Source organism: Pseudomonas sp. 2995-3 (assembly GCF_002742565.1).
Taxonomy (GTDB): Bacteria; Pseudomonadota; Gammaproteobacteria; order Pseudomonadales; family Pseudomonadaceae; genus Aquipseudomonas; species Aquipseudomonas edaphica.
In genome coordinates this window covers 224405-238836 of record NZ_LJSB01000223.1, presented here as the reverse complement: position 1 = coordinate 238836, position 14432 = coordinate 224405, and the positions used below count along the sequence as shown (strand labels likewise).

13 protein-coding genes are annotated in these 14432 nt (G+C 60.9%); 4 read left to right on the top strand and 9 right to left on the bottom strand.

Translation table 11 applies throughout. The features are described from left to right. Window positions 1–110 precede the first annotated feature (110 nt). From AOA62_RS22070 to AOA62_RS22050, 5 genes are read right to left on the bottom strand one after another with little or no spacing between them, the layout of a single operon-like run. Window positions 111–884: an enoyl-CoA hydratase gene (locus AOA62_RS22070; RefSeq protein WP_017138783.1), complete on the bottom strand. Its 774-nt coding sequence runs from the start codon at window positions 882–884 to the stop codon at window positions 111–113. Between the two features lie 11 nt (window positions 885–895). Beyond that, the gene (locus AOA62_RS22065; RefSeq protein ID WP_099549745.1) at window positions 896–2023 is read right to left on the bottom strand and encodes an acyl-CoA dehydrogenase; all 1128 of its coding nucleotides are present in this window, start codon (window positions 2021–2023) and stop codon (window positions 896–898) included. Between the two features lie 9 nt (window positions 2024–2032). Continuing rightward, the gene (locus tag AOA62_RS22060) at window positions 2033–3217 is read right to left on the bottom strand and encodes an acetyl-CoA C-acyltransferase (protein WP_099549744.1); all 1185 of its coding nucleotides are present in this window, start codon (window positions 3215–3217) and stop codon (window positions 2033–2035) included. A gap of 12 nt (window positions 3218–3229) precedes the next feature. Further along, window positions 3230–3997: an SDR family NAD(P)-dependent oxidoreductase gene (locus AOA62_RS22055; RefSeq protein WP_099549743.1), complete on the bottom strand. Its 768-nt coding sequence runs from the start codon at window positions 3995–3997 to the stop codon at window positions 3230–3232. A 21-nt stretch (window positions 3998–4018) separates the two neighbouring features. After that, the gene (locus AOA62_RS22050) at window positions 4019–5665 is read right to left on the bottom strand and encodes an AMP-binding protein (RefSeq protein WP_017138788.1); all 1647 of its coding nucleotides are present in this window, start codon (window positions 5663–5665) and stop codon (window positions 4019–4021) included. 227 nt (window positions 5666–5892) lie between these two features. Between AOA62_RS22050 and AOA62_RS22045 the strand changes: the two genes are divergently transcribed. The 4 genes from AOA62_RS22045 to AOA62_RS22030 all read left to right on the top strand — a co-directional run bounded on the left by AOA62_RS22045 (window position 5893) and on the right by AOA62_RS22030 (window position 11336). Then, window positions 5893–6786, top strand: coding sequence for a bestrophin family protein (locus AOA62_RS22045; RefSeq protein WP_099549742.1), 894 nt, complete (start codon window positions 5893–5895; stop codon window positions 6784–6786). Between the two features lie 78 nt (window positions 6787–6864). Next, window positions 6865–7923 carry a HEAT repeat domain-containing protein gene (locus AOA62_RS22040; protein WP_017138790.1) on the top strand — a complete coding sequence of 353 codons (1059 nt, stop codon included), beginning with the start codon at window positions 6865–6867 and terminating at the stop codon, window positions 7921–7923. A gap of 243 nt (window positions 7924–8166) precedes the next feature. Further along, a complete protein-coding gene (locus AOA62_RS22035; RefSeq protein ID WP_017138791.1) occupies window positions 8167–9669 on the top strand; it encodes an ATPase domain-containing protein in 1503 nt (500 codons plus the stop codon). After that, the gene (locus AOA62_RS22030; protein ID WP_099549741.1) at window positions 9666–11336 is read left to right on the top strand and encodes an ATP-binding protein; all 1671 of its coding nucleotides are present in this window, start codon (window positions 9666–9668) and stop codon (window positions 11334–11336) included. The genes AOA62_RS22035 and AOA62_RS22030 overlap by 4 nt, the downstream gene beginning before the upstream one ends. Before the next feature lie 26 nt (window positions 11337–11362). Here the strand turns inward: AOA62_RS22030 and AOA62_RS22025 are convergent, their stop codons facing one another. The 4 genes from AOA62_RS22025 to AOA62_RS22010 form a co-directional block, all read right to left on the bottom strand. Next, window positions 11363–11740 (bottom strand): response regulator, encoded by a 378-nt coding sequence (locus AOA62_RS22025; protein ID WP_003217591.1) that lies wholly within the window; start codon window positions 11738–11740, stop codon window positions 11363–11365. A 78-nt stretch (window positions 11741–11818) separates the two neighbouring features. Further along, on the bottom strand, window positions 11819–13012 hold the full coding sequence (locus tag AOA62_RS22020) for a hybrid sensor histidine kinase/response regulator (RefSeq protein WP_017138793.1): 1194 nt from the start codon (window positions 13010–13012) through the stop codon (window positions 11819–11821). After that, a complete protein-coding gene (locus AOA62_RS22015) occupies window positions 13006–13605 on the bottom strand; it encodes a chemotaxis protein CheB (RefSeq protein WP_017138794.1) in 600 nt (199 codons plus the stop codon). Before AOA62_RS22015 ends, AOA62_RS22020 begins: the two co-directional genes overlap by 7 nt. Beyond that, complete coding sequence (locus AOA62_RS22010; RefSeq protein WP_026013819.1) at window positions 13602–14417, bottom strand: protein-glutamate O-methyltransferase CheR; 816 nt, start codon at window positions 14415–14417, stop codon at window positions 13602–13604. Before AOA62_RS22010 ends, AOA62_RS22015 begins: the two co-directional genes overlap by 4 nt. Window positions 14418–14432 lie beyond the last annotated feature (15 nt).

The window sequence follows — 14432 nt, the reverse complement described above, 5'->3', positions numbered from 1 at the left end:
AATCGTCGCACCGCTGCGATAGCATCACCTCGGTCTAACCGATAAACCGAGGTGTCTGCATCGCAGGCAAGCCAGCTCCCACATTTTGATCTTCAGTGTTTACGGCCGGGTTACTGGTCCTTGAACTCCGGCGCGCGCTTGGCCACAAACGCCGCCATGCCTTCCTTCTGGTCCTGGGTGGCAAACGCGGCATGGAACACCCGCCGCTCAAAGCGCACGCCTTCAGACAGGCTCACCTCAAACGCACGGTTCACGCTTTCCTTGACCATCATGCTGATCGGCACGGACTTGCCGGCAATCAAGGTCGCGGTTTTCAGCGCTTCTTCAAGCAGGTCATCGGCCGGCACAATGCGCGCCACAATCCCGCAGCGCTCAGCTTCAACGGCATCAATAAAGCGCCCGGTCAGGCACATTTCCATGGCCTTGGCCTTGCCCACGGCGCGGGTCAGCCGTTGGGTGCCGCCCATGCCGGGCAGTACGCCGAGGTTGATTTCCGGCTGGCCGAACCTGGCGCCGTCACCGGCCAGGATAAAGTCGCACATCAAGGCCAGTTCACAGCCGCCGCCCAGGGCGAAACCGTTGACCGCAGCAATGATCGGCTTGCGGCGGTTGGCGACGCGGTCGCTGTCGCTGAACAGGTCGTCGAGGTAGATCTGCGGGTAGGTCAGCTCGGCCATCTCTTTGATGTCGGCGCCGGCGGCGAAGGCTTTTTTCGAGCCGGTCAGCACGATGCAGCCGATCTGCGGGTCGGCTTCCAGGCCGTCCAGTGCCTGGTTCAACTCGCTCACCAACTGGGCGTTCAAGGCGTTCAGGGCTTGCGGGCGATTGAGGGTAATCAGCCCGACGCGGCCCTGGACTTCGAGCAAAAGGGTTTCGTAACTCATGTATCGGCTCCTTAAAGGTTGCGTGAGATGACCATGCGCTGAATATCGCTGGTGCCTTCGTAAATCTGGCAGACCCGCACATCGCGGTAGATCCGCTCCAATGGGAAGTCGCTCAGGTAACCGTAACCGCCCAGGGTTTGCAAGGCGGCCGAGCAGACTTTTTCGGCCATTTCCGAAGCAAACAGCTTGGCCATCGACGCCTCGACCAAGGCCGGCTTGCCGCTGTCACGCAGGGCTGCGGCGTAATGCACCATCTGCCTGGCCACCGCGATTTGCGTGGCCATGTCGGCCAACCGGAAGGCCACGGCCTGGTGTTCGATCAGCGCCTTGCCGAAGCTTTCGCGCTCACGGGCATAGTCACGCGCGGCTTCGAAGGCGGCGCGGGCCATGCCCACCGATTGCGAGGCGATGCCGACGCGGCCGCCTTCGAGGTTGGCCAGGGCGATCCTGTAGCCTTCGCCCTCCTCGCCCAAACGGTTGGCGACTGGCACTTTTACGTCTTCGAAGAGGATCTGGCAGGTGTCGGACGCATGTTGGCCGAGTTTGTCTTCAACCCGCGCCACCGTGTAGCCCGGCGAGTCGGTCGGCACGATAAACGCGCTGATCCCACGCTTGCCTGCGGCCGGGTCGGTGACGGCAAACACAATCACGACTCCGGCGTTCTGCCCGGAGGTAATGAACTGTTTGCAGCCATTGAGCACGTAATGGTCGCCCTCAAGGCGTGCGCGGGTTTTCAGGCTGCTGGCATCGGAGCCTGCCTGCGGCTCGGTCAACGCAAAGGCACCGAGCATGGCGCCACTGGCCAGCGGCGTGAGGAACTGCTGTTTCTGCTGCTCGTTACCGAATTTGAGGATTGGCACGCAACCCACCGAGTTGTGCACACTCATGATGGTCGAGCACGCGCCATCGCCGGCGGCAATTTCTTCCAGGGCCATGGCGTAGGCCAGGTAGCCCGTGTCGCAACCACCCCACTGCTCCGGCACCAGCATGCCGAAAAAGCCCAGCTCGGCCATTTCGCCAATGGCTTCCTTGGGGAAACGGTGCTCGCGGTCCCACTCGGCGGCGAAGGGTTTCAGGCGTTCCTGGGCAAATTGCCGGGCCGCTTCGCTGATTTGCAGTTGTTCGTCATTGGGCAGCATGTTGAGTCCTTAATACAGGCATTCGACGGCCATGGCCGTGGCTTCACCGCCGCCGATACAAATGGCGGCAACCCCGCGCTTGAGGCCTTTCTGGCGCAGGGCCGAGAGCAACGTCACCAGGATGCGCGCACCGGAAGCACCAATTGGATGCCCCAGGGCACAGGCGCCGCCGTGAATATTGACCTTGCTGTGGGGGATTTCCAGCTTGCTCATGGTCACCAGGCTGACCACCGCGAAAGCTTCGTTGATTTCAAACAGGTCAACGTCGCCCAGGTTCCAGCCGGTCTTGCTCATGAGCTTGCGAATCGCACCCACGGGCGCCACCGGGAACAGCCCCGGCTCGTCGGCAAAGGCCGCATGCCCGTAGATCACCGCCAAGGGCTTGAGGCCACGCTGTTGCGCCTCGGACTGGCGCATCAACAGCAACGCCGCCGCACCATCGGAAATCGAGCTGGAGTTGGCCGCCGTCACCGTGCCGCCCTCGCGGAACGCCGGTTTCAGGCTGGCGATCTTGTCCAGCTTGGCCTTGGGCGGTTGCTCGTCATGCAGGATGGTCTTTTGCTCTTTGCCGACGGTGACCTGCACCGGGACGATCTCAGCAGCAAAGCTGCCATGGGTGATGGCCTCTTGCGCGCGGGTCAGCGAGGCAATGGCGAAGGCGTCCTGGGCTTCACGGGTGAAGCCATTGTGCTCGGCGCAGTCTTCGGCAAAGGTGCCCATCAGGCGGCCCTTGTCGTAGGCGTCTTCGAGGCCGTCGAGGAACATATGGTCAAGCACCTTGCCGTGGCCCATGCGGTAGCCGCTGCGCGCGCGGTCGAGCAGGTACGGCGCGTTGGACATGCTTTCCATGCCGCCGGCGACCACCACGTCGACACTGCCGGCCAGCAGCGAGTCGTGGGCGAGGATGGTCGCTTCCATGCCCGAGCCGCACATCTTGTTCAAGGTGGTGCAGCGCGTGGCCTTGTCCAGCCCGGCGCCCAGCGCCGCTTGACGCGCAGGCGCCTGGCCCAGGCCCGCGGGCAGCACGCAGCCGAACAGCACTTCGTCCACGGCATCCGGGGCAATCCCGGCGCGTTCGACGGCGGCGCGGATCGCTGCAGCGCCCAGTTGCGGCGCGGTCAGGCCCTTGAGGTCGCCCTGGAAGCCGCCCATGGGTGTGCGCACGGCGCTGACAATAACAATCGGATCGTTCATGGGGTGTTCTCCTTACTTGGCTGCCATACGCAAGGCGCCGTCGAGACGGATCACCTCGCCATTGAGCATGCTGTTTTCAATGATGTGGCGTACCAGCGCGGCGTACTCGGACGGTTTGCCCAGGCGTGGCGGGAATGGCACACCCGCGGCCAGGGAATCGCGCACTTCGGGGGTCATGCCGGCCATCATCGGCGTTTCGAAAATGCCCGGGGCAATAGTCATCACGCGGATGCCAAAGCGCGCCAGTTCGCGGGCAGCGGGCAAGGTCAGGCTGGCGATGGCGCCTTTGGAGGCGGCATACGCCGCCTGGCCTATCTGCCCGTCAAAGGCGGCTACCGACGCGGTGTTGATGATCACGCCGCGCTCACCATCGGCGTTCGCCGCGGTTTCAGCGATGGCGGCAGCCGCCAGGCGCAACAGGTTGAAGCTGCCGATCAGGTTGACGTTGATCACCTGGGCAAAGCTGGCCAAGGCGTGTGGGCCATTTTTGCCGAGGATTTTTTCGCCGCGTACCACTCCGGCGCAGTTCACCAGGCCGTGCAGGCCGCCAAAGGCTGCAACGGCGGCGTGTACGGCCGCTTCGGCGGCGGCTTCCTGGCTGATATCGGCGACGGCGCTGCGGGCGTTATCGCCCAGCTGCTTGGCTTTGGCCGCCACAGCGTCAGCGTTCAGGTCGACCAGCATCACCTTGGCACCAGCGGCAATCAACATCTCAGCGGTGGCCGCGCCGAGGCCCGAAGCACCGCCGCTGACCAGGAATACCTTGTTTTCAATCTGCATCATTGTTTCCTTAAAAGTGGATCAGGCGATGGCCTGTGCCTTCGCAATTTCCTGATTACGCAAAATAAAACGTTGCAGCTTGCCGCTCGGGGTCTTGGGCAAGTCGCTGACAAATTCGATTTCCCGTGGGTAGGCGTGGGCCGCCAAACGCTTGCGCACGTGCAGACGCAGCTCCTCGGCCAGCTCGGGCGTAGCGCGGTACTGTTCGTTGATCACCACAAAGGCTTTGACCAGCTCGGTGCGCTCCGGGCAGGGTTTGCCGACCACAGCGGCTTCGATCACGGCCGGGTGCTCGACCAGTGCGCTTTCGACATCGAATGGCCCTACGCGGTAGCCCGATGTGGTGATCACATCGTCACTGCGCCCGACAAAGCTGATGCTGCCGTCCGGGTTGAGCTCCACGGTGTCGCCACTGAGGTAGTACTTGCCGACAAACGCCTTGGTCTTTACGCCGTCGTAGCCGGCGAACCAGCACATCGGCGACTGTTCACGGTCGATGGCGAGAATACCGGGCTGGCCTGCCGGCAATTCCTGGTTCTGATCATCGAGCACCACAATGCGGTGGCCCGGTGAGGCAAAGCCCGCAGAGCCGACATGCACGGGGTGTTCCAGGCCGTGGTGGTTGCACAGCACCATGCCCAGTTCGGTCTGGCCGTAATGGTCATGAATGGTCACGCCCAGGTTGTCGGCAAACCAGCGGATCACTTCCGGGTTCAGCGGCTCGCCGGCGCTGCTGACGATACGCAGCTTGCCCTTGATAGCGCGCGCGAACTGTTCGCCACCAGCAATCAGCAGGCGGTAAGCGGTGGGCGAACCGGTGAGGTTGGTAATCCCATATTTATTGATCACCCGGCAGGTGCTTTCCAGGGTGAACGGCCCATCGTAGAACGTAATCGGGTGGCCCATGGACAACGGCCCGGTCACGCCAAAATAGATGCCATAGGCCCAGCCCGGGTCGGCGACATTCCAAAACGCGTCCTCGGGGCGCAAATCCACCGCGTCGCGGGTGTAGCTCTGGAAGGCGACAATGGCCTTGAGCGGCACCGACAGGGCTTTTGACGGGCCGGTGGTGCCCGAGGTGAACATCAGCAGGAACGGGGCTTCTGCGCCCAGCAGCACCGGTTCGCAGGTATTCGAATAGTTCGGCAGTTCAGCCCAGAAGCTGTAGTCGCCGCGCACGATGCCTTCGCCCTTGTCCCCGGCCACCGTGACGATGGTCGGGCAGCCTTCGACTTCAGCCAGCTTGGGGCGGTTGACCGCATCCGTGACCACCAGTACGGCGCCGGAGCTGTTCAGCCGATGCTCGATGGCCTTGGGTCCGAAGGCGGTAAACAGCGGCTGATACACCGCGCCGATACGCCAGGTGGCGAACACCACCACCAATAACTCTGCCGTGCGTGGCAGCAGCCCCGCCACCTTGTCACCCTGTTGCACGCCTTGGGCCAGGAGGAAATTGGCAAAGCGCGCCGCCTGGTCCTGCAATTGGGTGAAGGTCACACTGGCGCTGCGCCCATCCTTACCTTCCCAAAACAACGCAATGCGCCCCGGCAGCGCGTGGCGATCGCAACACTCCACACAGGCATTCAGGGCTTGCAGGTTGCCGGACAGGGCGGCGTTGACGGTGTGCTGGTAGTCGAAGGCAGTGGTGGCAGCCAAATACTCACGCATGGTTCCAAATCCTTGTGTGTTTTTATTTTCAGGACATTTTTCACGACGAGAATCGCTGAAATAGTCGCTCTAGAGCGCTTTGGCGGCAATGGTCAAAGCCTTCAACTTGGCTGACTGGTTTGGCCAATCATTGATCCGGCTTATCAGCCGGTCAGCCGCAGTGATTGGACGCTCTGGGCGCAAACGCCTAATCTCCAGGCCTGCGCCGCCAAAGAAGCCGTGTCCCGATGATCGTCCGTCCCAAACCCAACCTCATGGGTATCCTGTTTTCCCTTAAAGGTTCGATTGCCAAGCGCATTGCCTTGCGCAGCCTGATGGTCACGTTGCTGGCTTCAGTGATCGTGCTGGTGGAGACCCTGCACCCGGCCTACTTCTCCAAGGTCAATGCCACGCCGTTCACCTTGCTCGGGTTGTCGTTGTCGATCTTCATGAGCTTTCGCAACAACGCCTGCTACGACCGCTGGTGGGAAGGCCGCAAGCAACTGGGGCAGATGATCATTGAGGTGCGCTCGCTGATTCGCGAAACCCAAGTGCTGGGCAACTCACCCGAGCGCGCCAGCCTGCTGCGTGGGGTGTGCGGGTTTGCCCACGGCCTGGTCGCGCACCTGCGCCGTGAAGACGAGGCCCGCGTTATCACACCCTGGATAACTGTTGACCGGGCGCATCCCAATCTCCCCGACAACGTGCTGCAACAACTGGGCGCGCGCTTTTCGCGGCTGGCCGAACAGGGTGTGATCAGTGAATGGCGCTACACCCAGCTGGAAACCCGGCTGGTCAGCCTCAGCCTGGTGCAGGCCGCCTGCGAGCGGATCAAGAGCACGCCACTGCCCTTCCCTTACACGCTGCTATTGCACCGCACCATCTACCTGTTCTGCATTTTGCTGCCGTTCGCCATGGCCGAACCGCTGGGCTGGTTGACGCCGGTGTTCACCGCCATCGTCAGCTACACGTTCTTCGGTTTGGATGAAATCGGTGATGATCTGGAAGACCCGTTCGGTTTTGATGAAAACGATCTGCCCTGCAATGCGATAGTGCGCACCCTGGAGCGCGAGATTCTCGCCGCCCTGGGCGAGATCGATCTGCCTCCTGCTCTGGAACCAGTGGAATACGTGCTCGGCTGATACGGGTTTGACACTCGTCGTGGTCTGACCGAAGCTTGAGGCTTTGCGATTAGCTGCCCCCAGCTTTTGGACGCCTGCATGTCAAAGTCACGCCGTTACTCCATCGTCGGCCTGTGCGCCCTGTTGTTGCTTGTCCTGGTCACCTGGTTTTTCTCCCGCTCCACTCCGGTGGCCGTGCCGCCGGCGATCGCCCATGGTTACGCCAAGGCGTTGAAGCAAGCACGTAACGGCGAACCCGGCGCCGCCCGTGTGCTGTATCAACAGTTGGGCCGCCCGGACTTGTCGCCTGAACGTCGCGCCGCATTGCACGCCGAACTGCCCAATTACCCAAGCCCTCAGGCGTTGAAGCTGGCGGATAAAGACCTGGCTGATGAGTCGCCGTTGGTTCGTGAAGCGGCGATTCACAGTATTGTTGGCCTGGTGCCCAGCGGCCAACGCACCTTACTGCTTGGCCCGGCACTGGACGATCCTGAACAAGCCGTGCGTTTTGCCGCCGCCAATGCCCTGCTCGGCCTGTCGCCGGATACCCTGGGCCTGTATTTCGGGCCTTTGCAGCAAGTGCTCGATGAGTTTGTGAAAAAGCTCAAGGCTGAGCCCGAAACCGCCGAAGGCTGGATTCAGCTCGCGCGCTTGTACATCCACAGCGCCCTGCTGCCGGACGCGCAACATGCACTGGAGCAGGCCATGCGCCTGCAACCGGACAACCTGCAAGCTGTGGTCGCACAAATCGAATTGCTCGATAAGCAGGGCAAGACCGATGAGTCCCGCCAGTTGCTGGCGCGGCAATTGGCGGCACATCCGGAGTCGGCCTACCTGCAACACGCCCTGGGCATGTGGCTGTTGCACCATGGGGAGCGGCCATACGCGTTGCTTGGCCTGTCCAAAGCCGTGGAGCTTGAGCCTGACAATCAGGATTACCGCTTCGACCTCGCCACCACGCTGCACGACCAGGAAGAGGTGGACGCCGCCCAGCGTCAGCTGGAAGAAATCGTCCAGCGCCACCCCGCCAATCGCAAGGCGCGTGTGTTGCTGGTCAGCTATTGGAAGGAAACCGGGCAGTTGCAGAATGTGCAGGTGTTACTGGCGCAGCTGGAGCAGCAGAATCCGGATGATCCGGCGTTGCAGCAGGGGCTTTAGTTTCGCGCGCTATGTGGGAGCTGGCTTGCCTGCGATGCAGACACCTCGGTCTGACAGATAAACCGAGGTGATGCTATCGCAGGCAAGCCAGCTCCCACACACAAGCAGCGCTTTGGCGCAGGTCACAAATCCACCACGATTTATACGACAGGTTGAACCGCCACAACCCGCTACGGTCAAGTAAATATGGCGCGTCCAAGCCGACGCGCCTCCCTTTACTTGTACGTGACCCGAGGGCACTTCTTGTCTACATCCAAAGAGCTGTTCAGTGAAAAGGCGGCCACCGGCATCGAAGGTCTTGATGACATTCTTTCCGGGGGGCTATCACGCAGCCACCTGTTCCTGCTGGAAGGCGAACCCGGCACCGGGAAAACCACCGTAGCGCTGCACTTTCTGCAAGCCGGCGCGAAAAACGGTGAGCGATCCTTGTACATCACCCTGTCAGAAACCGAACGCGAGTTGCGTCAGGGCGCCAAGTCCCACGGCTGGGACCTGGACGACAACATTCACATCTTCGAGCTGACCCCGCCAGAAAGCCTGCTCAACGCCGAGCACCAGCAAAGCCTGCTGTATTCCTCCGACCTGGAACTGGGTGAGGCAACCCGGCAGATTTTTGAAGTGGTGGAACGGATCAAGCCCACCCGCGTGGTGGTCGACAGCCTTTCGGAAATCCGCCTGCTGGCCCAAAGCTCGCTGCGCTATCGCCGCCAGATCCTGGCGATCAAACACTACTTTGTGCGCTACGACGCCACCGTCCTGCTGCTTGACGACCTGACCACCGAATCCCTGGATAAAACCGTGCACAGCGTGGCCCACGGCGTAATTCGTCTGGAAGAGCTGACGCCCACTTACGGCGCTGAACGCCGCCGCATCCGCGTGGTGAAGTACCGTGGCCAGAAATACCGTGGTGGCTTTCACGACTTCACCATCATGCAAGACGGCATCCACGTGTTCCCACGCCTGGTGGCCGCCGAGCATCGTGGTGGTTACGTGCGTCAGACTTTGAGCAGTGGCATCCGTGAAATGGACGCCTTGATGGGCGGCGGCGTAGAAACCGGCTCCAGCACGCTTATCCTCGGCCCGGCCGGTACCGGCAAATCGTTGATCTCGATGATCTTTGCCGCCGCCGCGGTGTCGCGTGGCGAAAAAGCTGCGCTGTTTATTTTCGATGAAGAGCTGGGCCTGTTGTTCGAACGCATGAAAAATATGGGTATCGACCTCGCCGCGCTGCAAGACACCGGTAACCTGCTGATCGAGCAGGTGGACGCGGCAGAGCTGTCGCCAGGCGAATTCTCCCACCGAGTCAGGCGTTGCGTCGATGAACGCGGGATCAAAACCGTGGTCATCGACAGTATCAACGGCTACCAGGCAGCGATGCCTGAGGAAAACTCTCTGATCCTGCATATGCACGAGTTGCTGCTGTACCTGAACCGTCGCGGCGCGGCGACGTTCATGACGGTGGCCCAACATGGGTTGGTAGGCGACATGCAGGCCCCCGTCGATATTACTTACCTGGCTGATACCGTGATCCTGTTGCGTTATTTCGAAGCACTCGGCAAGGTTCGCCGGGCCATTTCGATCATCAAGAAACGTACCGGCAGCCACGAGTCCACCATTCGTGAATACCGTATCGGCGGCAGTGGTTTGACAGTGGGCGAGCCGCTCGACAACTTCCAGGGCGTACTGCGCGGTATCCCGACTTATATGGGCGCCGGTTCCCCACTGCTCAAGGAAGAGGGCGTGTGACCGGCCTTTCTCCCCTCTCCGAGCGCGCAATTATTCTCGCGCCACTGGGCCGTGACGGCTCCCTGGCGCTGATGATGCTCAAGGAAGCCGGCTACACCGGCATGGTTGCCGGGAACCTGACTGAACTCTGCGAAGCACTTGGGCAAGGCGTCGGTATGTTGGTGATTGCCGCTGAAGCCCTGCGCGGTGTCGATCTGGAGCCCCTGCTGCATTACCTGCATGAGCAGTCGGCCTGGTCCGATTTGCCCATCGTGCTGATGACCCACCATGGCGGCCGTGAACAGAACGGCTCATCCCACCTGAGTGGCCTGCTGGGCAACGTGACCTTCCTGGAGCGCCCTTTCCATCCAGTAACCCTGATCAGTCTGGTGAGCGCGGCACTGCGTGGGCGGCGCCGCCAATACGAGGCCCGTGACCGCCTGGTTGATTTGAGCGAGAGCGAGCAGCGCCTGCAAAGCACTTTGGAAACCCTTGAGCAGCAGGTTGAAGAACGCACAGCGCAATTGCGCAACAACGAAGAAGCCTTGCGCCAGTCACAGAAAATGGAGGCTGTCGGCCAGTTGACCGGCGGTATCGCCCATGACTTCAACAACATGCTTACCGGTATTATCGGCAGCCTGGAGTTGCTGCGCAGGCGGGTCGCGCGTGGAAAACTGGACGATCTGGACAGTCTGATTGACCTGGGTGTCACCTCGGCCAACCGCGCCGCCGGCCTGACCCATCGCCTGCTTGCGTTCTCACGTCGCCAGTCGCTGGACTCCAAGCCGGTGGAGATCAACCAGTTGGTCAGCTCCATGGGCGAACTGTTGCAACGCAGTATCAATGAAAGCATCGCCTTGGACATGCGTCTGACCGATGAACTCTGGACCGCCGAGGCCGACCCCAATCAGCTGGAAAGCGCCCTGCTCAACCTGGTGATCAATGCGCGCGATGCCATGCCCAGCGGCGGTAGCCTGACCGTTGAGACCACCAACCGCCACCTCGACAATGTGTTCACGGCCGCCTATGGCACCTTGCTGCCAGGCGATTACGTGGAACTGAGCGTCAGCGACACCGGCTGTGGTATTCCCGAAAGTCTGTTGGGTCGCGTCTTCGACCCGTTCTTCACGACCAAGCCGATCGGCCAGGGCACCGGCCTCGGCTTGTCGATGATCTACGGCTTTGCCCGCCAATCCCATGGCCATGTCACCATCCATAGTGAAGTCGGCAAGGGCACGACAGTCAGCCTGTTCCTGCCGCGTTTTATCGGTGAGCACGTCGCGGACGCCGTCACCAACCCGGCACTGCTGCCATTCGCCAATGCCGGTGAGACAGTATTGATCGTCGAAGACGACGCCGCCGTACGCGTGCTGGTCAGCGCAGTGCTCAAGGAATTGGGCTATGCCTTTGTCGAGGCCGGCGATGCCAATACCGCCGTGCCGATCATCGAATCCGACCAACGCATTGACCTGTTGATCAGTGATGTGGGCTTGCCCGGCATGAACGGGCGACAGCTGGCAGAAATCGGGCGGCAATTGCGCCCGGAGCTCAAGGTATTGTTTATCACTGGCTACGCCGAGCATGCGGCGGTGCGCGGCGGGTTCCTGGACCCAGGGATGCAACTGATCACCAAGCCGTTCACCTTCGACCTGCTGACGGCCAAGGTGCGTGAGATGATCAAGCAATAGGGCTGCTGCGAGGCAGCCCTATTGCTTCAGGCCAGCAGGCGCTGGATATGCTCTTGCAAGGTATCCAGATCAAACGGCTTGGCCAGGATTGGCGCGTTGCGCGTGATCGGGCTGTTGCAGTCGAGTATTTCTTGCGGGTAACCGCTGATAAAGATCACTTTCAATTCAGGTCGCAGCTTGATCGCAGGCTCAGCGATCTGCACCCCGGAAATCCCGCCCGGCAGGCGGTAATCCGTGACCATCAGGTCCAGGTGCGGCTTGGTCGCCAGAATCTCGAAGGCCTGCTCCCCATCGATCGCCTTCAGCACCCGGTAGCCCAGGCCTGCCAGGTATTCACCCAGCACAAACATAATGGATTCGTCGTCTTCGACGATCAGTACGACATCTTGTGCATCTTCACTCATGGGAAGCCTTTGTCCGGTCAGTTGCTGCAAGTACGACCATGGGGTCACGCAGAGGTTGCGTCGAGGCGACGATTGATTTCATTGCGGCTCGCCAAGTGGCAGGCACACCCTGAACAACGCGCCCTCGCCTATCTGGCTTTCCACCTCGATGGTGCCGCCATGGGCCGTCACGATCTGCTCGGAAATAAACAGCCCCAGGCCCAGGCCTGCCGCTACATGGCTGGCCGAAACGCGTTCGAATTGCTGGAAAATGCGCTTCTGGTTGTCTGCGCTGATGCCGATGCCACGGTCACGCACCTCGACGCGCGCCTCACCGTGCTCGGTGTACACACGCACATCCACTGGGCTTTTGGCACCGTAACGCAAAGCGTTGGTGAGCAGGTTGGTGACCACTTGCTCAATACGGAACTCATCCCAATTGCCCTCCACAGGTTCATCGGCAACCAGGTGCATCGAAGAACCGGCGGATGCCACTTGCGGGGCGAAGTTTTTCACCAGGTTGCGCACCAGTTGCGCCAGGTCAAAGCGCGCCGGGCGAATCGACAGTTTGCCGGTGCGGATGCGCGACACGTCGAGCATGTCCTCGATCAGGCGGATAAGGCTCTGGATCTGGCGCTCGTCGCGGTCAACCATGGCGTGCATCTTGTCCAGGGTAAACGCGGCGGCGTTATCCCGAGCCAGGTGCATCTTGCGCAGCTGCGTTTCCAGGATCAGCCCGTTAAGCGGTGTGCGCACTTCGTGAGCGACGATCGACATGAAGTCGTCACGCATGCGTACAGCCTGTTCAAGCTCCGCCTGGGTGGCCTGCAGGCGCGTCAGCAGCAGCTCCTGCTCGCGGCGGCTGCGCTCCAGGGCTTCGACCTGCTGTTTCATGGCCTTGCTCTGGCGGTACAGGTCGACGAACACATTGACCTTGCTCTTCACCGCATGGATATCCAGCGGCTTGTGCAAAAAATCCACCGCACCGCTTTCATAGCCTTTGAAGGCATAGTTGAGTTCGCGGCCGGCGGCGCTGACGAACACAATCGGGATGTTCTTGGTCTTTTCGGTGCCGCGCATCAGTTCGGCCAGCTCGAAACCGTTCATGCCGGGCATCTGCACATCGAGAATCGCCATGGCGAACTCATGCTCCAGCAACAGTGACAAGGCCTCGTCAGCGCTCAAGGCCTTGAAAACCTGCCGATCTTCGCGCTTGATCAGCGCCTCAAGGGCCAGCAGGTTTTCCGGCAGATCGTCGACGATCAGCAGTTTGGCCTGGACAGTACTTAACATGGGGAAGATTCCAGGGAAGCCAGCAGTGAGCCAATCCGGCTCAAGGTGAGAATATGATCAGGTGTGTGCAAGGCCAGCGCCGCCAAGGGCATCACGGCGATACGTGCTTCTGTGGGCTCTTGGACGATGGTGGTGCCACCCGAGTCTTTGACGTGGGCAAGGCCACGCGCGCCATCCTGGTTGGCGCCGGTCAGCAGAATCGCCAGCAGGCTGTTGCCGTAGGTGTCGGCAGCCGAGGCGAACAGGTAATCGATGGCCGGCCGCGAATGGTGCACGCGGTCTTCCTGGCTCATCGACAGGCTACGGTCGCTTTCTACCGACAGGTGATAGCCGGGGCCGGCGAAATACAGGGTGCCTGGCGTAATCGTTTCCTTGTCGCGTGCTTCTTGCACCGGAATGCTCAGGCGCCGCGCAAAGACTTCGGCCAGCTGGCTGCGGCGCTCATCCGGCAGGTGCAACACGGCAATAATCGGCAAACTGAAGGTGTCAGGCAACGTACCAAAAATCGTCAGCAACGCCTCAACACCGCCGGCGGAGGCGCCGACGACGATGGCTTCAATCCCGCGTGGCGGGTTAGTTGCGGCCTCGCTCATGATTTTCGGTAGATCCGTTCCTGTTTGACCAAGGGTTCGAATTGCTTGCTGTAGGCGGAGAAATCCAGGGTTTCCTTACTGCCCAGCACCAGGAAGCCGCGATGGCACAGCGATTCATGAAACAACCCAAACGCTCGATCCTGTAACTTTTTATTGAAATAAATCAATACGTTACGGCATGAAATTAACTGAGTTTCTGAGAAGACGCTATCGGTTGCCAGGCTGTGATCGGCAAAGGTCACGTTCTCGCGCAGCGTCTTGTCGAAGATCGCGTAATCGTAAGCCGCTGTGTAGTAGTCGGCAAATGAACGTTGGCCGCCCGCCTGCTGATAATTGGCAGTGTACGCACGCACGTTCTCCAGGGAGAAAATCCCTTGCTTGGCTTTGTCCAGGGACGCCGGGTTGATGTCCGTGGCGTAAATGATGGTGCGCTCCAGCAAACCCTCTTCGCGCAGCAGGATCGCCATGGAGTACACCTCCTCGCCCGTGCTGCACCCGGCGATCCAGATTTTGATCGACGGGTAGGTCTTGAGCAGCGGCACCACTTCCCGGCGAATCGCCAGAAAGTGCGACGGGTCGCGAAACATCTCGCTCACCGGGATCGTCAGAAACTGCAGCAACTGCATGAACGCCGTCGGATCATGCAACACCCGCTCCTGCAGCGCAGAAATGGTCGCGCAATCGAACTGGCGCAGTGCGTGGGCCACGCGGCGCTTGACGGACGCGCCGGAATAGTCGCGAAAGTCGTAGCTGTACTTGAGGTAAATCGCCTCAATCAGCAGGCGCAGCTCAATGTCGCTGCTTTTTTCCAAGAAAACTTGCTCCAC